The 18,311-nt window shown below is 55.5% G+C and carries 17 protein-coding genes; 11 read left to right on the forward strand and 6 right to left on the reverse strand.

Features of this window, described 5'->3' with window-relative positions:
- Positions 1 to 71 precede the first annotated feature (71 nt).
- On the reverse strand, positions 72 to 2,078 hold the full coding sequence (locus ACZYUB_RS07600; protein WP_463946849.1) for a methyl-accepting chemotaxis protein: 2,007 nt from the start codon (positions 2,076 to 2,078) through the stop codon (positions 72 to 74).
- A gap of 223 nt (positions 2,079 to 2,301) precedes the next feature.
- Between ACZYUB_RS07600 and hinT the strand changes: the two genes are divergently transcribed.
- From hinT to ACZYUB_RS07640, 8 genes are all read left to right on the forward strand, one after another.
- Positions 2,302 to 2,652, forward strand: a complete 351-nt coding sequence (gene hinT / locus ACZYUB_RS07605) for a purine nucleoside phosphoramidase (protein WP_463946850.1) — start codon at positions 2,302 to 2,304, stop codon at positions 2,650 to 2,652.
- A gap of 4 nt (positions 2,653 to 2,656) precedes the next feature.
- Positions 2,657 to 4,114: a COG3014 family protein gene (locus ACZYUB_RS07610; RefSeq protein ID WP_463946852.1), complete on the forward strand. Its 1,458-nt coding sequence runs from the start codon at positions 2,657 to 2,659 to the stop codon at positions 4,112 to 4,114.
- 27 nt (positions 4,115 to 4,141) lie between these two features.
- Positions 4,142 to 4,543 (forward strand): YcfL family putative periplasmic lipoprotein, encoded by a 402-nt coding sequence (locus ACZYUB_RS07615; protein WP_463946979.1) that lies wholly within the window; start codon positions 4,142 to 4,144, stop codon positions 4,541 to 4,543.
- 2 nt (positions 4,544 to 4,545) lie between these two features.
- On the forward strand, positions 4,546 to 5,145 hold the full coding sequence (gene lpoB / locus ACZYUB_RS07620) for a penicillin-binding protein activator LpoB (RefSeq protein WP_463946854.1): 600 nt from the start codon (positions 4,546 to 4,548) through the stop codon (positions 5,143 to 5,145).
- Positions 5,139 to 5,957: a phosphotransferase gene (locus ACZYUB_RS07625; RefSeq protein ID WP_463946856.1), complete on the forward strand. Its 819-nt coding sequence runs from the start codon at positions 5,139 to 5,141 to the stop codon at positions 5,955 to 5,957. Before lpoB ends, ACZYUB_RS07625 begins: the two co-directional genes overlap by 7 nt.
- Positions 5,954 to 6,799 carry a DUF6279 family lipoprotein gene (locus ACZYUB_RS07630; protein WP_463946858.1) on the forward strand — a complete coding sequence of 282 codons (846 nt, stop codon included), beginning with the start codon at positions 5,954 to 5,956 and terminating at the stop codon, positions 6,797 to 6,799. The genes ACZYUB_RS07625 and ACZYUB_RS07630 overlap by 4 nt, the downstream gene beginning before the upstream one ends.
- A 130-nt stretch (positions 6,800 to 6,929) precedes the next feature.
- Positions 6,930 to 7,469: an alpha/beta hydrolase YcfP gene (gene ycfP, locus ACZYUB_RS07635; RefSeq protein WP_463946859.1), complete on the forward strand. Its 540-nt coding sequence runs from the start codon at positions 6,930 to 6,932 to the stop codon at positions 7,467 to 7,469.
- A gap of 67 nt (positions 7,470 to 7,536) precedes the next feature.
- Positions 7,537 to 8,850 (forward strand): NAD(P)/FAD-dependent oxidoreductase, encoded by a 1,314-nt coding sequence (locus tag ACZYUB_RS07640; protein WP_463946861.1) that lies wholly within the window; start codon positions 7,537 to 7,539, stop codon positions 8,848 to 8,850.
- Between the two features lie 77 nt (positions 8,851 to 8,927).
- Here the strand turns inward: ACZYUB_RS07640 and ACZYUB_RS07645 are convergent, their stop codons facing one another.
- The 4 genes from ACZYUB_RS07645 to ACZYUB_RS07660 are packed head-to-tail and all read right to left on the reverse strand — an operon-like array spanning position 8,928 to position 14,116.
- Entirely contained in the window at positions 8,928 to 9,407 is a 480-nt protein-coding gene (locus ACZYUB_RS07645; RefSeq protein WP_463946863.1) for a DUF2919 family protein, read from the reverse strand.
- Positions 9,408 to 9,420: 13 nt separating this feature from the next.
- Positions 9,421 to 10,068, reverse strand: coding sequence for a CsiV family protein (locus ACZYUB_RS07650; protein WP_463946864.1), 648 nt, complete (start codon positions 10,066 to 10,068; stop codon positions 9,421 to 9,423).
- 7 nt (positions 10,069 to 10,075) lie between these two features.
- Positions 10,076 to 13,537, reverse strand: a complete 3,462-nt coding sequence (mfd, locus tag ACZYUB_RS07655) for a transcription-repair coupling factor (RefSeq protein ID WP_463946866.1) — start codon at positions 13,535 to 13,537, stop codon at positions 10,076 to 10,078.
- 9 nt (positions 13,538 to 13,546) lie between these two features.
- Positions 13,547 to 14,116, reverse strand: a complete 570-nt coding sequence (locus ACZYUB_RS07660; RefSeq protein WP_463946868.1) for a PilZ domain-containing protein — start codon at positions 14,114 to 14,116, stop codon at positions 13,547 to 13,549.
- 82 nt (positions 14,117 to 14,198) lie between these two features.
- Between ACZYUB_RS07660 and ACZYUB_RS07665 the strand changes: the two genes are divergently transcribed.
- The 3 genes from ACZYUB_RS07665 to lolE are packed head-to-tail and all read left to right on the forward strand — an operon-like array spanning position 14,199 to position 17,360.
- Positions 14,199 to 15,434, forward strand: a complete 1,236-nt coding sequence (locus ACZYUB_RS07665; RefSeq protein ID WP_463946870.1) for a lipoprotein-releasing ABC transporter permease subunit — start codon at positions 14,199 to 14,201, stop codon at positions 15,432 to 15,434.
- Entirely contained in the window at positions 15,427 to 16,113 is a 687-nt protein-coding gene (gene lolD / locus ACZYUB_RS07670; RefSeq protein ID WP_463946871.1) for a lipoprotein-releasing ABC transporter ATP-binding protein LolD, read from the forward strand. Before ACZYUB_RS07665 ends, lolD begins: the two co-directional genes overlap by 8 nt.
- Positions 16,113 to 17,360 carry a lipoprotein-releasing ABC transporter permease subunit LolE gene (lolE, locus tag ACZYUB_RS07675; RefSeq protein WP_463946873.1) on the forward strand — a complete coding sequence of 416 codons (1,248 nt, stop codon included), beginning with the start codon at positions 16,113 to 16,115 and terminating at the stop codon, positions 17,358 to 17,360. The genes lolD and lolE overlap by 1 nt, the downstream gene beginning before the upstream one ends.
- 252 nt (positions 17,361 to 17,612) lie before the next feature.
- On the opposite strand, the gene ACZYUB_RS07680 is transcribed toward lolE, so the two are convergent.
- Entirely contained in the window at positions 17,613 to 18,233 is a 621-nt protein-coding gene (locus ACZYUB_RS07680; protein ID WP_463946874.1) for a DedA family protein, read from the reverse strand.
- Between the last annotated feature and the right edge of the window lie 78 nt (positions 18,234 to 18,311).

An 18,311-nucleotide genomic window follows, 5' to 3' on the forward strand; every position in this document is an offset into this window, starting at 1 on the left:
CGGGGGAAATGCGCCAGGACTAGAAAAACAAAAGGGGAGCTCATGGCTCCCCTTTGATTTTTATCGCGAGGTTACAGCTGGAATCGGTGAACCAGCTCTTGCTGCTGCTCTGCCAATTCATCAAGGATCAAGCTGGTCTTGGCTACCTCTTGAATGCCTTCATAGTTGGAGTCGGAGATCTCGGAAATCCGGTTGATGTTGGACGAAATTTCAGCACTGGTTGCCTGTTGTTGCTCGGCGGCCGAGGCGATCTGGCTCGACATGTCGCTGATCATGGTGATGATGGCCTGGATCTCTTCCATCGAGCTGTTGGCGTTGGAGCTCTGTTGGACACTGGACTCCATTTCTCCACTGCACTCGTTCATCACCCGCACCGCGCGTTGCACAGCCTGTTGCAGCCCCTCAATCATGGCGCGGATTTCCGAGGTGGAGTCAGCGGTGCGGCGAGCCAGTGTCCGGACTTCATCGGCGACAACGGCAAAACCACGACCATGTTCACCTGCTCGGGCGGCTTCAATCGCCGCATTCAGGGCCAGCAAGTTGGTCTGTTCGGCAATGCTGCGGATCACATCGAGGATGTTGCCGATGTTGCTGCTCATGTTATTGACGTCACCAATCACTTTTCCGGTTTCGGTCAACTTGTTGGCCAACTGGTGAGTGGTCGAGATATTGGTGGCCATGATGCTGCGTCCGGCTTCGGATGCTTTTTCGACGGCCATGACCTGATCCAGGGTCTGATTGGCGGCTTGGGCCACTTCACGGACCGAGGCTTCCATCTCTGTCATGGCAGCGGCGACGCTGGCGGTTTCCTGACGCTGCAGATTCAGCTCCCGGCTAGAGCGTTCGGCGGTGGTGCGGTTGTCGTGTGCAGCCCGGTTCAGTTGGCTGGAGGCCAGGGACAGCTTCTTCAGCACATCACCCATCTGTTCCACCAGGGTATTAACCTGGGTGCCCAAACGGCCAAATTCGTTCTGATTGCGATAACCAACTCGCCGGGTCATATCGCCCTGCGTGGCAGCGTGAAGTACATCGATCAATTGGCGAACCGGATTCCGGATGCTCTTGGCCAATTGCATGGCCACGCCGAAGGCAAAGGCAACTGCCAGGATGACGGTACCGAGTAGCTGCATACGACCTGTGGCCAAGGTGCTGTTGGCGTTCTCGATACTCTGGTTCATCACTCCTTGCGCCACTTGTTGCAGACGGCCAAGCTCAGCCTGGACTGCGACCACTTGTAAACTGGCGTCCTTGGCTTTCTTCTCCATTGCAACCTGGGTCTTGACCAGCTCCAGATAACGAGCCAACAGACCCTTGTCCTGGGTGGTGTTGAGGATGAAGCCTTTGATATACAGACCGATATCGTTCTCCAAGCTAGGCATCTCCAGCTTGAGATCGGCTACGGCCTTGTCGTAATCGGCAATTTGTTTGCGGTTGCGCTCCAACGCCGCAGCAACCAGGGTCGGGCTACTCTGGTTCAGAGCATCAAAGGTAGTCACTTCAATCGGTGACTGCTTGGCCTGCATGGAACGAAACACGCCTTGCACATAGCTGTCATCGATCTTCGCCAGCATGTCGGAGAGTTCTTGTTTGAACAACGGCATGATGGCCTGGAATTCACTCTTGGCCTTGTTGGTCTGACGCAGCAGGGTCAGCAGTTGCGCCCGTTGAGCAGCCAGATCAGCGGTCTCTCCCAGATAACTTTTGGATGCTTTTTCCAGTGTGGGAATATAGGTCTTCACCAACGGCAGCTTGTCCGCTTGCTGTTTGAAGTTATCCAGCGACTGGGTGAACAATTTCCGCGACGTCTCCAGTTCCTTGGTCAGCTCGAGCAATTGCTGAGGATCTTTTTCCGATAAAACGTCGGTCAGACGCTTGTTGGTGGACAGAAGGCTTACTTCCAGCTTATTGGCCAGCAAGACAATCGGCGCTGCTTCTTCGGTCACGGAGACCAAGGCAGAGTTGAGCTGGTTTTGACTGGAATAATTGAGCATGGAGCCGGCAATCAGCACGCCAATGAGCACGGCAAAGCTGAGATAGACTCGATGCAAAATGGATAGATCCGCTATTTTAATTTTCATTGTATTAACACCCGCCAAGTTGACTGCAGTTCGCTAGACGTCTTTAAGCGTCCGAACTTGTATATCTTCTGTAAAAGCTGTCAAATATTTAACTCTTTTTCGAGCTGGTGCAGGTAAAGCCGGAGCTGAATCACACTCACCCTCCTGGCCGCAGACTCAATGATGTCCAGATTTATCTGTTCGCTCCATTTTCTTGCATACCGTTGTTTTTAAGGATTTTGTCATGTCAGAAGAGACTATTTTCAGCAAGATCATCCGTCAGGAGATCCCGGCCAAATTGTTATACCAAGACGAACTGGTAACCGCATTTCGTGATATCGGACCCAAGGCGCCTACTCACATCCTGATTGTACCGAATAAATTAATTCCGACTGTGAATCAGGTCACCCGCGAGGATGAGCAAGCGCTGGGACGACTATTTACTGTGGCGCGGCAGTTAGCGGAAGAAGAAGGGATTGCCGAGAATGGCTATCGGTTGATCGTCAATTGTAATCGGCATGGCGGGCAAGAGGTGTATCACCTGCATATGCATCTGGTGGGTGGTAAGCCTCTCGGCCCACTACTGGCTGAGTGATTTCATGCCGAACGTAACGATCCGGCGCTGGCGACAAGCCTCCTTGCTGGTAGCCGGTGTTTTGCTGTCCGGATGTGCCACTATGGGGCTGAGTGACTTATTTCTCAGTTATAGCAGTGTCATGCAACCAGTACGGACCCAACTGCAGTTGGGGCAATGGCCGGAAGCTATGGCGGCGATCCCGGCATCTGAGCCGAATGATAATAACTTTGTGCTGGATCGGCTGCAGCAGGGGCGAATTGCGTTTTTGCTTCGAGACTGGCATGCCAGCAAACAGCAACTGGATGCCGCAGCAAGCCAACTGGCGTGGCTAGATCAGCAGGCAGAATACCGTATCAGCCATGGCTTGCAGCAGGCTGGCTCTCTGCTGAGTAATGATCAGGCGATTGCCTACCAGGCTGCCGATTATGAACAGACCCTGCTTCATCATTATCAGGCCTTAAATTACCTGTTTCTGGGGCAGACCCAGGATGCCTTGGTGGAAGTGCGCAAAGCCAACCAGGCCCAGGAACGAGCCCTGGCGACACGGGAGCGAGAGATCCAGGCGGCAAAGGAGGAGATCCAACAGGCTGGTCTGAGTCAGGAGCTTGCGTTGGCGCAACAGGGATTGCCGGACTTACCGGTTACCCCGGATGGCCTCAAGGGGCGGATCCAGAGCGGCTATACCTTTTATGTGTCGGCGCTCCTGTACGAGGCGACCGGAGCGCTGAATGACGCCTACATCGACTACCAACGGGCACTTGAAGTTGCGCCGAGCAACCGGGTGTTGCAGGCCGATCTGTTGCGCATCACCACCCGGCTGGGGTTAAAGAGTGAGCATGCCGCCTATCAACAACGTTTTGGTCGTCCATCGGCAGCAGCTACAACCGACGAATCGAGCTCTACCGATCAGGGCCAGATCCTGGTGCTGTATGAAGAAGGGATGCTGGAGCCATTACAGGAATTTTTCCTGCCGTTGCCGATAGCAACCTCTGCCGGGGATTTTCGTACCTTTACCGTGGCGTTTCCCTGGTATGGGTCAACTCAGCTCCCGGTTGCGGCGGGTCAATTTCTGCTGGATGGTCAAAATACTCAAACCGAACCGCTAGTCTCGCTGCAGGGGTTGGCGAGTCAATCGCTGCAGGAGCGGTTACCGGGTTTGATGATGCGCCAGCTGCTCCGTTTGGCTAGCAAAGAAGCCTTACGTCATCAGGCCAGTGCGCAAGGAGGGGATTTAGGCAATATTCTGGTCGGGCTCTACAACACCTTCTCTGAACATGCTGACACTCGCTCCTGGTCAACCCTGCCTGCGGGAGTCAGCATCTGGCGCCGCTCGGTTCCTGCTGGCAATCACGCCATAGCGGTCGGGCAGGGCACCGCGATGCAACAATTATCGGTTCCCGTGGTCAAAAGTAGGGTCACTCTGGTTTGGGTAAACCGGCTGGGTGCCAATATAGTCAGCATGGTAAAAATGATATCCTGAAGGTCGATGAAACAACGAGATACCGTGATGAAATCAATAGTGTTAGCACTGTTATTCTGTGGTTTGGTGGCTTGTTCCTCCACCAACGGAATTGCCTTGAGTGGTGCCGAGGGGCAGGAGTCGCGCCTACAAGTGGACAACGCAGGCATGAAACAGCGACTGGAATTGGTTCTGGCCCAGCAGCAGAGAAGTGCTGGTGATGGTCGGTTACAGATAGCGGTTCGTCTCAAGAGCCATATTGCCTATGACCAGAGCCTGCAATACCGTGTGACCTGGTTCGATGCGGCGGGCATGCCGGTTGAGCCGGATAGCACCAGTTGGCAACCGCTGACCCTGCATGGGGGGGAGCAGCGGGTTATTCAGGCCTCCGCTCTGCTGCCACAGGCTGCAGCTTTCTATTTTTCTGTCCGTGATGTAGTGAAGGATTAATGATGAAGATGACGAATCAAGCCCTTGTGCTCGGCTTGCTGGCCGCAGCACTGGTTTCCGGTTGTTCGACCGAAGTTTCTTATGGCGATGCCAAGGCCACAGAAACCGTGACGGTGGACTATGGCTCAACCGATTTACAATCCATGTCCGGCAAGATGGTGCAGTCACTGATCGATAACCCGGTGATGACCGAGATCAGTAGCGCCGGTCGTCCAGTCCTGTTTGTGGATAGCATCCGCAACAAAACCTCCGAGCATATCGATACCGAAGCGCTGACCGATACCATGCGAACCCAGTTATTGCGCTCCGGCAAGGTTCGCTTCGTCGATATGAGCAAGGTCGCGGCCGTGAAGGAGCAACTCGAGTATCAACAGGCGGCGGGCATGGTGGATCCGGCTTCCATGGTGCGTATGGGCAAACAAACCGGAGCCCAGTACATGTTATATGGCAACCTGGCCAGCATTGTAAAAGATAACGGCAAGGTGAAGGACGTGTTCTATCAATTGACCATGAATCTGATGGACCTCAAGAGTGGTGAGTTGGTTTGGGCCGACCAACAAGAAATCCGTAAGCAGAGCAAGAAGAAAACATTGGGATGGTAATCGAGCTCCCGGGGCCGTTCAGGGGAGGCCAACACACGCTGCTGTTAGGTGGGCTGACCAATACCAGTTACCGCTTGACCTTACCTCGAGGTGATTACTTCTTGCGAGTCAGCACCCCTTTTGCGTCCCGGCTGGGTATCCAGCGCGGGCGTGAATTGGTGTTGCATAAACTGGCCGCCGAGCAGGGACTGGCTCCGCGGTTGCAGTATGTCGATGCCGAATTGGGATTGATGATTACCGATTGGGTTGAGCCGGCAATATCGCCGCCCGATTGGCACACGCCAGAGGCGATGACGCGATTGGCTGGATTAGTTGCGCGGGTGCATGCTACCCCTGCACCAGCCCTGACGCTGGATCTGGAAGCACACTTACGCTTTTATCTGGCGCGGATCTGTCATCGCGATCCACGCGTCACCCGGCTCTTCCACCGCATGATTGCCCTGCTGCAGAGATTGCCTTCGATTGCGCCTGTGTTCTGTCACAACGATATCAGCCCGGCCAATGTGTTGGGGGAGTCGATGCTCCTGGTCGATTGGGAATATGCCGGTATTGGTGATCCGGCGTTTGATCTGGCGTGCCTCATCCGGTCTTTTGCCCTGAATGACGATGAAGCTCGACAGCTGTTGCAGCTTTATCAGCAAGCGGGTGGAGGCTGCCCCTGGTCACGAGTTGCCGAGATGCTGACGGTGGCAGATTTTGTGGCCCTGTTGTGGGCCAATGTGTTCTGGGAGCACAGCCACGATGTCCGGTATCGGGAGATGTTTGAGTTGCAACTGAACCAGCTATGTCTGGCAGAGGGATTGTCATCATGATCCCGCGCCACGTTGTCATTGTGCTGTTGCTGGTTCCGTTACTACTGACCGGCTGTGCGGTACGCATGCTCTATAACTGGCTGGACTGGGCCATTGCCTGGAAGCTGGATGATTATTTTGAGCTCAGCAGTCAACAATCCTCGGAGCTGGATCGCCAGGTCGCGCAGATCTTGCAGTGGCACCGCCATGAGGCCCTGCCCGGTTATGTCCGGGCGTTACGCAGTTTGAGCTTTGACTTACGTCGCCCACTGACCGAGGCCGAAGTGGCCATCCATCTGCAAACCTTTGAACAGTTGATGCGTCAGCTGGCGGAAGGAGTTCAGGAGCCCGCTAATCGCTTTGCAGTGACGCTGAGTGATGAGCAGGTGCGTCGGTTTATGGCCGAGCGCTGGAAAAAACAGCAAGAGCAACGCAAAGAGTTTGCTCAGGAACATGGCAAGAAGGTTTACGCCAGTTTTCAACGCAAGCTGGAAAAGAATCTGGACCAATGGCTAGGTGATGTAGAGCCGGCACAACAGCCGCTGATTGACCAATCGTCCGAATGGCAGCGTCAGTACTATGCAACCTGGCTGGACTATCAGGAAGTCTGGCTCAAGGCCCTCGAGCAGACCCTGGCACAGCGTGGTCAGCCTGGTTTCGGCGCGGGATTGGTTGCCGTGGTAGTCAAAGGGGATGAACTGGGTGATGGACGTTTCAAGCAGTATGTGGCGGATTCCCGTCAACGTTCCATCCAGTGGTTTACCGCGTTGTCGGCAAGCCTGAGCCCTGAGCAACGACAATATTTACGGCGTAAGCTCAGTGAACTGGCGGCCGATCTCGAGGAGTTAAGTCGCAGTTCGTGATTTCCCGACCGCTGGCATCATGTCGGAAGGGGTAGAATTTGATCCGTCACAAGCTTCAATCGGTTGCGTTTGGTCGAGGCGCGTAATCCTGATATGGTCATCGTAATCCGCATGGGATGAGGGAACAGATATGATTATCTATTTGCACGGTTTTGACGCTACCAGCTCGGGAAATCATGAAAAAATTCTGCAGCTGCAGTTTATTGATGATGATGTGCGCTTTGTTCACTACAGCACAGTGCATCCGCGTCATGACATGAGCCACCTGCTCAAGGAAGTGCACAAGCAATTGGCAATGAGCAATGACACCCAGCCTCTGATCTGTGGTGTGGGCTTGGGCGGTTATTGGAGCGAGCGGATCGGTTTTTTGTGCGGGATCAAACAGGTCATCTTCAACCCGAATCTGCATCCGGAAGTCACCATGGTGGGGCGTATCGAGCGACCGGAAGAATACGCGGATATCTCGACCAAATGTGTAACTGAATTTCGTAAAAAAAATGCAGGTAATTGTATTTGTATCCTTTCTGTTAACGATGAAGTGATAGATAATAGGTCCACAGAGCGTGAGCTGAAGGATTATTACAACATTGTCTGGGATGAGCGCGAGAGCCACAAGTTCAAGAATATCTCCGCACACCTTCAGACGATCAAAGCTTTCAAGCTTGCCTGATCGGTTTTGAATTGCGATTTCAGGGAGCTCCGTCGAGCTCCCTTTGTTTTATGGACGGAAGGTACTGATGACCAAGATTGTTGTAGTCGGCGGTGGTGCCGGTGGCCTGGAGCTGGCCACTAAATTAGGGCGTAAGCTGGGGCGTTCTGGCAAGGCCCAGATCACGCTGGTGGATCGGAACCGTACTCACCTGTGGAAGCCGTTGTTGCACGAAGTTGCTGCCGGCTCACTGGATGCGGGGATCGATGCACTGAGCTATCAGTCCCATGCTCGTAATCATGGCTTTGAATTTCAGCTGGGTACTCTCACCAATATCAACCGCGAGGCGAAGCGTATCGTTCTGGCGCCGATCCTGGGCGAGAAAGGCGAAGTGGTGCTGGGTGAACGCGAAGTAGCTTATGACTATCTGGTGATGGCGATTGGCTCTGTGTCCAACGACTTCAACACGCCAGGCGTGCGCGACAACTGCATCTTCCTCGATAGCCCGGATCAGGCATTCCGTTTCCACGGGCTGCTGATGAACCAGTTCCTGCAGTTTGCATCCGATTGCAAGCCGGGTGATGAAAGCTGCAAGCCGAGTGAAAAGGTGAAGATTGCCATCGTCGGTGCCGGTGCAACGGGCGTTGAACTCTCTGCTGAACTGTACAATGCGGTCGAAGAGCTTGCCTCATACGGCTACAAGAATCTGTCCCGTGACAGCCTGAAGGTGACGGTCGTCGAGGCGGGCCCGCGCATTCTGCCGGCTCTGCCAGAGCGTATCTCGGCGGCTGCCCATCAGGAGCTGAGTAATCTGGGGGTGGATGTGCGCACCGCTACCTTTGTCAGTGAAGCCACACCGGAAGGTCTCAAGACCAAGGATGGCGAATTGATTGAGGCCAACCTGATGGTATGGGCGGCGGGTATCAAGGCTCCGGATTTCATGAAGGACATCGGTGGCCTGGAGACCAATCGCATCAATCAGCTGGTGGTTAAAAACACCCTGCAGACGACCCGTGACGAACACATTTTCGTGATCGGTGATTGCGCAGCTTGCGCCATGGAAGACGGTAAAATGGTACCGCCGCGCGCTCAGTCAGCGCACCAGATGGCAGATCGTGCTCTGGCCAATATCCTGGCCATGATGCAAGGCAAGGAGCTGAAAGCTTATTCCTACATGGATTATGGCTCGCTGGTCTCCATGAGCCGCTTTAGCACCGTCGGCAGTCTGATGGGTAACCTGATGCGTGGCTCCATGATGGTGGAAGGGCGCATTGCCCGTTTCGTCTATATCTCCTTGTATCGCATGCATCAAGTGGCACTGCATGGTTATATCAAGACGGGTTTGATGATGTTAGTGGGGCAAATCAACCGGATTTTGCGCCCGCGTCTGAAACTGCATTAATCACTGGCTTGTGCCTGGAATAAAAAAACCGCCGGTTTCAACGGCGGTTTTTTTGTGTCTGAAGAGTCGCGGCCTGCTTATCTTGCCACATTGATTTCGGGTGGCTGCGGGGTAAAGGCTTGTGTCAGTCCCTTGGCGAGCAGCAGATAGCTCAGGCACCAGATACCGATGGCCAGCGCAGCGGCTTGCGGCCAACTGAAGTACCAACCATGACATTGCAGCAGCCACAATTGCAGCAGCAATTCACCGGCCGCCGAGGCAAGGCACAATCCACGCCCCAGCCGCCAGATGCGGTGATAGAGCGGATGCCCGGCGCGATGCCGATAACCAGAAGCCAGCCAGGTGATCGCCGCGGGTAGTCCCAGCGCCAACGCCAGATAGAGTTGCTGTGGATCCGGGTAAAACAGCGCCAGCAGAGTTTGACTCTGTTGCTGACTGGCCAGCGCCAGCAGCAACAGGATATAGCCACGCATCAGTGCCCATAAACACAGTTGTAAGGAAAAGGGCAGCGGTCTGTGCCCCTCCAGATCCAGATTCTTAAATGGCGAAGCGGTCATCCTCTGATCCGCATCACTTGGCGGGACGGGCCTGAACCAGCAAGCCCAGCATGGGGCCGTCGAAGTAGGTGATTTGTCCCTCCATGACCCGATTGCTGCTGACTAACGGATACTCCTTGAGCTCAGGTACGGCTTCAACGGGCGCAGGGGCGCTGGCCGTGGTTTCACTGCTGCCGGCATATTGGGTTGTTGAGGGAGCCGATGTTTTTTTCATGCCGAGGCGGCGTAGCAGCAAGTCGGCATCCATGAACAGATGGGGATTGCGATACAGTTTCACCAAGCCATCAAACTCGGGTTGGCTACCCGATGCATCGGTTACACTCCCGGCACTCAGATGCAACCAGGGGGCTGTAGCCGAGGTACCGACTGGTTGACGCCAGGCTTGATGCAGCAAAACCTGATAGTTGCCATCGGCTTTCAGACGGGCGACCACGTTGCCCAGTTGCAGATTATCCAGCGGCAAACCACCCAGCATGTCCAGACTAAAACCACTGTCCAGATCGGGTCTATGGGCCGACAAGCTGGCATCTTCACCACCGGACAGGGCTGGGTCCGCGGTACGGGAAAAAGCAATGATCTCGACTTCATAAACGGGATCTGCGGCTTGAACCGACAGGCTCATCGTCAGGGCCAGTAGCAGAGAAAACAGGTGTTTCAACATATGCTCCTTAGAGTTGGTGCGCCGTCAATTCGTTGAGTAAATTGGCAACCAGCTGCAACCGTGCGGCCGCATCCGGGCTCGGGATCTGGAAGCGCAACCGGGTTGGCCCCTCCATCCGATAGATCCGTGGTTGGCTCTGTAACAGCGAAACCAGATAAGCCGGGCTGACCCGGGTCTGCTCGGCGAAATCAATATAGCCGCCCCGCTCGGTGACCTCAATGCGCTTGATGCCGAGGTGAGTGGCCTGTTGTCGATATTCGGCTACCAGCATCAGGTTTTGCGCTGCGGCGGGCAGTAGACCGAAGCGGTCGATGAGCTCGATGCGCAGATCCTCCAGTTCATCGGCGTTGACGGTACTGGCAATCCGCTTGTAGATCGACAGCCGCATGTTGACGTCCGGGATGTAATCCTCGGGCAACAGCGTCGGTAGCCGCAGTTCGATATCGGTATGTTCACCGAGTAGCTGATCCAACGACGGCTCCTTGCCTTCGCGCAGCGCTTTGACCGCCTGTTCCAGCATTTCCATGTACAGGGTGAAACCGATGGATTCAATCTGTCCGCTTTGCTCATCACCTAGCAACTCACCGGCACCGCGGATCTCCAGATCATGAGTGGCCAAGACAAAACCGGCACCCAGATCTTCCAGGGATTCGATGGCTTCCAGGCGTTTGATGGCATCCTTGGTCATCTGCTTGGGATGAGGGGTCAGCAGGTAAGCGTAGGCCTGGTGGTGGGAGCGGCCGACACGACCTCGCAGCTGGTGCAGCTGCGCGAGACCAAGATGATCGGCGCGATCCATGATGATGGTGTTGGCGCTGGGCACATCGATCCCGGTTTCGATAATCGTGGTGCAGACCAGCAGGTTATACCGTTGGTGATAGAAATCGCTCATCACCTTTTCCAGCTCCCGCTCACGCATCTGGCCATGAGCAATGCACAAACGAGCCTCGGGGAGCAGCGCTTCGAGTTCGGCAGCACACTTTTCGATGCTTTCGACATTATTGTGCAAATAGTAGACCTGGCCACCCCGTTTGAGCTCCCGCAACACGGCCTCACGGACCACCGCCTTGTCATGCTCGCGGACGAAGGTTTTGATAGCCAGGCGCTTGGCCGGCGGTGTGGCAATAATCGACAGATCGCGCATGCCGGACATGGCCATATTCAGGGTGCGAGGGATCGGCGTCGCGGTCAGCGTCAGGATGTCGACATCGGCGCGTAGGGCCTTGATCTTTTCTTTTTGCCGCACCCCAAATCGGTGCTCTTCATCCACCACCAGCAGGCCGAGATCCTTGAACTTCACCTCTTCAGAGAGCAGCTTGTGGGTGCCGATGATGATGTCAATTTTGCCCTCGGTCAGTTGGCCCAGAGCTGCTTTTTGTTCCTTGGCACTCTTGAAGCGGCTCATGACTTCGATAGTGACCGGCCAGTTGGCAAAGCGGTCACGGAAATTATCGTAGTGTTGTTGGGCCAGCAGTGTGGTCGGCACCAGCACGGCGACCTGTTTGCCACCATGTACGGCGACAAAGGCGGCGCGCATGGCGACTTCCGTTTTGCCAAAGCCGACATCGCCACACACCAGTCGGTCCATGGCCTTGGCCTGGCACATATCGCCGAGTACCGCGTTGATGGCATTGAGCTGATCCGGGGTCTCCTCGAAGGGGAATCCGGCGGCAAAACTGGCATAAGCCTGTTTGTCGTGACGGAATGCCAGACCGGGGCGGGCGGCGCGTTTGGCGTAGACATCCAGCAACTCAGCGGCCACATCACGGACTTTTTCCGCTGCTTTACGGCGGCTCTTGAGCCAGCTTTCACTGCCTAACTTATGTAGCGGCGGATTCTCGCTGCCGCTGTAACGACTGATGAGATGCAGGGAAGTCACCGGCACATAGAGCTTGTCGTTTCCGGCATATTCCAGCGTCAGATATTCGGTGGCGATGCCGCCAGCATCTATGGTCTGCAAGCCCAGATAGCGCCCCACCCCGTGATCCAGATGCACCACGGGCTGGCCCAGGGTTAATTCCGCCAGATTGCGGATGATAGCATCGCTATTGGCGCTGGCTTTTTGTTTATCGCGACGTCGGCGTTGCACGATGCGCTGGCCCAGCAATTCACCTTCGCAGACGAGTGCCAATCCCAGATCATTCAGCAAACAGCCCTTTTCCAGTGGCGCGACCAGAATGCCACAGCGGGGTTTGGCGGTGAGGAAATCATCCAGGCTGGAAAACTCCGCCAGGCGCAGATCCAATGGCGCCAGCAATTCACGCAGGGATTCACGACGACCTTCCGACTCGGTACAAAACAGCACTCGGCCCTGATAATTGCCGAGGAAATCCCGCAATAAGCTCAGTGGATCACTGCGCTGCGCATCCACCGTCAGCTCGGGGAGACGATGGATGCTGAGGTTGTAGCGCCCGGCTTTTTCTTCGGCCGGCAGGGGTTGCAGCGTGAACTGCGAGTATCCCTTAAGGGCGGCAAACAGTTCATCGACGGGCTGATAAAGCGTCGGCGGTGGCAGCAATGGACGATTCAGATCGTAGCGGCGATCTTCATAGCGGCGTTCCACATCCTGCCAGAATTGCTGACCCGCGCCGTGAATGTCGCCGAGGGTCAGCAGCAGGCTCTCGGTGGGCAGATAGTCGAGCAGGGTACTGCTGTGTTCGAAAAACAGCGGTAAGTAGTACTCGATGCCGGCAGGCCATAATCCCTTGCTGACTTGTTGATAGACGCACTCCGGTGCTCGACTGATCTCGAATCGCTCCCGGTAGCGTTGACGGAATAGCTCGATGGCTTCCTTGTCCGTCGGAAATTCATGGGCGGGCAATAGCCGGACGGCATTTACCGGCTCACTGGAGCGCTGGCTGTCCGGATCGAAAGCACGAATGGTATCGACTTCATCATCGAAGAAGTCGATGCGGTAAGGTTCTTTCGAGCCCATTGGGAACAGATCTAACAAGGAGCCACGAGCCGCGAATTCGCCATGTTCCAGTACCTGCTCCACGGCGTTATAGCCGGCCTGTTCCAACCGGCGGCGCAAACCATGCAAATCCAACTTGTCGCCGGGTTTCACCAGTAGGCTGAACCGATCGATAAAACTCTGGGGCGGGGTGCGTAGCATCAGGGTGGCGACTGGAATGATCAACAAGCCATGCTGCATGCGCGGCAAATGATAGAGGGTCTCCAGACGCTGGGAGATGATGTCCTGATGAGGCGAAAAGCTGTCGTAGGGCAAGGTTTCCCAATCCGGAAACAGCAACACCGGCCGCGGTTTAGGCTGGTTGCGCAGTAAAAACTGCACCTCCTGCTCCAGACGCAAGGCGCTGGGTGTATCGGCGACTAGCAGTACGACGGGATGATCATGGCCAGCAACCAGTTCGGCAACGGCCAACGCCAGGCCACTGCCTTCGAGTTGACCGAGGGTCTGCCGGGCGCCCGGCTTGATGAGTGAAGCCAGAGAAAACAATGGGGTCATGGCAAAAACTTATTTGGGTTGATTGGCACGCTGCTCGGCGCGTTGCTTGAGTTGACGAGACTGGATATGCAGACTGGCTCGAACCAGAACTTCCTGATCCTCGGGCCGGATCCGGCTGTAGCTGACATGCACCAAAGTGCCGCCCAGTTTTTGTTCCAGCTCGGTGATCTTGCCGTAGCAATAAATGGCTGATGCTTCTTCATGCAGGAACAATTTCAGTCGCAACTGTTGATGCAGATGTAATGGTTGATGACATAAAAAACTCAATTGACTGCCGCCAATGCTGACCGTTTGGAATCGTCGGCTGGGTTCGTCCAATTGTGACAGCAAGAAACTGAGCAGCATATTGATCTTGCCCGATTGCTGGTTGATGACATCCACCAGCAGGCTGAACTCTTCACCCAGATTACGGAGTTGTCGGGCCGTGCTCATGTCGATATGGCTGATGGCTCCCGCGATACGAAAGGGCTCCGGTAGTTCTTGCTCCAGCTCGTCGAGGCTGGGCAGCACAAATCCGTCGGTCAGCGGTTCGACATTGATGGCTAAACTATGGACAACACTGAAAAACTGCTCGCTCACGACTGAAGAGATCCCTTGTTGCGGTAACACCTTTACATTTATTATCCGCTATCCCTCTTTAATAGCAACGCTCAGGATTGGCGTGAAATCCACTATCTTTCAACCGGTCAGCTTGGCTATTGGCCTGCGTTACGCCGGAGCGCGCGGTGACAACCGTTTTGCTTCCTTTATTTCTCTGTTTTCCACCTTTGGCATTGCGATTGGCGTCATGGCGCTGATCCTGGTCAGTTCGGTGATGAACGGTTTCGAAGGTCAGCTGAAAAACCGCATCCTCGGCGTGGTACCCCATGCCATCGTCAGCGACAGCAACGGGCGCCTGGCCGATTGGCAGGCATTACAGGCCCCTTTGGCGCAGTTACCCCATGTGCAGGCGGTTGCGCCACTGGTGCGTGCCGAGGCTATGGTGCAAGGTCGCGGGCAGTTGGCTTCCGTGGTTTTACAAGGCGTCGATCCGGCGAGCTACCCGGCACATGATCTGCTGCGCAACAGCATGGGGGAAGACCGACTCGGTACGCTGCAGGCGGGTGAGTTCAACGTCATTCTTGGCGTTTCTCTGGCGCGAAAACTGGATGTATTGCCGGGTGATCAGGTTCGAATTCTGGCCAGTGAGGGCAGTCGTTACACGCCGATGGGGCGGACACCCAGTCAGCGCTTGTTTACCGTGTCCGGTACCTTCGAGGTAGGTGCGGATGTCGATGATCAGGTGGTCTTTGTCAATCTGGAGGATGCTCGTCGCTTGATGCGTTATCCGGCCGGAACTATTTCCGGCCTGCGACTCTGGCTGGATGATGCGTTCGCCGTCGATGGTCTGACACAGCAGTTGCCGCAGCAGGGATTACAAGTGACCGACTGGCGGCAGGAGCGCGGTGAGCTATTTCGCGCCGTGGCTATGGAAAAACACATCATGGCCCTGATGCTGGTGCTGATCATCATGGTAGCTGCGTTCAATATCCTTTCGGCACTGGTCATGGTGGTGCTGGATAAGCAGGGCGAAGTCGCCATCTTGCGCACCATGGGCATGCAAGACAGCGCCATTTTGCGCATCTTCATGGTTCAGGGGGCCTGGAGCGGTTTCTGGGGCGCACTGTTTGGTACCTTGTTGGGATTGGGATTGGCCTGGTTTATCAATCCTCTGCTGCAACTGATGGGCCTGAATTTGTATATGGCCGCTGGTGGACTCGGGATCCCGGTCAGTGTTGCACCGTTGCAAATCGTCACTATTACCCTGGGTGCTTTGGCCATCAGTTTCCTGGCTACCCTTTACCCGGCCTATCGCGCCGCACAGATCCGTCCTGCCGAGGCATTACGCTATGAATAACAATCTCCTGTTGTCCTGTCAGGGGCTGACCAAGATTTACCGCGAAGGCAAGCTGGAAACCCCGGTGTTGCGGGGCGTGGATTTAACGCTGCACGCAGGTGAAATGCTGGCGGTGGTGGGCAGTTCCGGCTCTGGCAAGAGTACCTTGTTGCATCTGCTGGGAGCTCTGGATACCCCCAGCGATGGCTCGGTTCAATTTAATGGTCAGAACATTCATGCCTGGTCCAATCGGGTTCAGGCACAATTTCGTAATCGGGAGCTGGGTTTTGTGTACCAGTTCCACCACCTGCTGGGGGAGTTCTCGGCCCTTGAAAACGCCGCTATGCCGTTGTTGATTGGCGGGGCGCCGGTCAAGGCTGCCAGCGCCAAGGCTGCGGCTATGCTGGAGCGGGTCGGGCTTGGCCATCGTCTGGATCACAAGCCTTCGGAGCTCTCGGGAGGGGAACGGCAACGGGTCGCCATTGCCCGGGCTCTGGTCAATGAACCCAAGCTGGTGTTGGCCGATGAGCCGACGGGCAACCTGGATCACAAGAGTGCAGATAGCATTTATAGCCTGATGTGCGAGCTCAATGCCCAACTGGGAACCGCCTTCGTGGTGGTGACCCATGACCGGGCGTTGGCGGCCAAGTTGCACCGCCGCATTTCGCTGGTGGATGGCCTGGTGACGGAGGAGAGTTGATGTATCGTCCACTGGCTCTGTTTCTTGGCTTACGTTACAGCCGTGCTCGCCGCTCCAGCGGGTTTGTCTCTTTCATCTCGGCCTCCTCGATCATCGGCATTAGCCTCGGGGTGATGGCGCTGATCCTGGGGCTGTCGGCAATGAATGGTTTCGAGCGTGAATTGCGGGTTCGGGTCCTGGCGGTGGTGCCTCATGCCGAAACTGAAATGGTACGTGGCGAGATCAGTGACTGGCGCAGTGCCGAAGCCATGTTGCTGGATACTCCAGGCATGGTGGCTGTCTCGCCGATTGTCCGCCTGAATGGTTTGCTCGAGCGAGGTGACAAACTCAAGGCGGTGCAACTGCGTGCCATCTTGCCTGCCTCGGAAAAGCGTATCTCCGATGCGGGTCACTATATGACGGGCCAGGGGTTGGATGAGCTCAAACCCGGTGAAAATGGTGTCATCCTGGGTAAAGCTATCGCCAATAAGTTGGGCGTGGCATTGGGCGAAAACATCACCCTGTTGCTGCCGGATGTGGCGGCGCAGGCCGAGGCGAGCCTCAAGTCGCCACTGCAGCGCCGTTTCAAGGTGGTGGGCTTTATGGAGATTGGCGGTCAACTCGATGGCGTGCTGGGCTTCATCCACTTGCAGGATGCCCAGCAAGCTTTGGGTCTGGGGGACCGGGTTCAAGGGTTCAGCTTTCGCGTCCAGGATCTGATGCAGGCTCAGGATGTTGCCTTCGAAGCGGCCAGCAAGTTGCCGGAGCGCATGTATGTGCGTAGCTGGAAGAACAGTCAGGGCTACTTGTATCAAGATATCCAGCTGGTGCGTACCGTGATGTATGTGGTGATGCTGATGGTCGTCGCGGTGGCTTGCTTCAACATTGTTTCCACACTCGTGATGGCGGTAAATGAAAAACGCAGCGATATCGCCATTCTCAAGACCATGGGTGCCGGTCCCTGGCAGATCCGCATTACCTTCATGGTGCAGGGGATGATGAACGGGCTATTAGGGGCTCTGTTTGGTGGTCTGTTGGGAGCCGGGTTATCCCGGTATCTCACACCGGCCATCCGTGGTGTGGAGTCTCTGTTGGGACATAGGTTCCTCAATCCCGAGATCTACTTCATCGACTTTTTGCCCTCCGAGCTGCACGGTGTGGATGTGGCGATTGTCACGGGGGCGGCCATCTTGATGAGTTTGTTGGCGACCCTCTATCCGGCATGGCATGCCAGCAGCCTGCAACCGGCACGGGAGCTGGGGCGCTGACATCGACTTCGTCATATCGTCATCAAGGCGCCTGCGGGCGTCTTTTTATTGGGTGGAGTTCAGCCGGTTCGGTGCCGGGGTAAGTCGGTGCCGTTGCTTTGTTGTGCTGCGGCGTCCTCGTCAGCAAATGGGGGGCGTGTTGATGGATGTTAGCTGCGGGGCGGACATTCAGATCCATTCATGAGTAACGGATAGCGCCGCAGGAGTAAAACAAAAGGCGCCTGGGCGCCTTTGTTATCGAGTCGTAACAGTTCAGTCATTGCCTTCTTGGCGCTGACGTTTCTTCCAGCAATGCAGAACATACCAACCAGCCAGAAACAAAAAGAGCAGACCGGTGAGGCTCAATAAACCAAACTGACCGCGCTCGACCCACTTCATCAGCCAGTCGCGGTTATAGGCGCCGAAGTATCCCAGATAAACCCAGATGGGCACGGAAATGAACGCCGCAAAACCATCCATCATCAAAAAGCGCCAATAGCTGATCTGGCGGCTCATACCGGCGGTGACAAAAATCGGTGAGCGCAAACCAGGCAGGAAGCGGGCGACAAATAGTACCCAGTTGCCATATTTGGCGAATTTATCCTGCACATGGGCGAATCGATGGGGGGGCAAGATGCGGCGGATAGGTCGATATTGCAGGATCCGCTCACCGAATATCCAGCCCAGCGTAAACATGGTGCCATCGCCGATCAACACACCGAGCATACCGACTGCAAACATGGTATGCACATCGGCAAAGCCCAAACCGGCAATGATGCCGCCAGCAACCAGCGTTATATCTTCAGGGATGGGAACGCCAAAACCACAGATCAGCAGAATAAAAAACACGGCAAAATAGCCGTAGTCGGTAAAAATCGCGATCAGAATATCCATCGTACTCTTGTTACCTCGAGTGGTGCCGACGATGACTTCAACGTTGCTTGGGTATCATCAGCATAACCCCTGTTATTG

This window comes from Pseudaeromonas sp. HNCC25DJ182 (assembly GCF_055413365.1).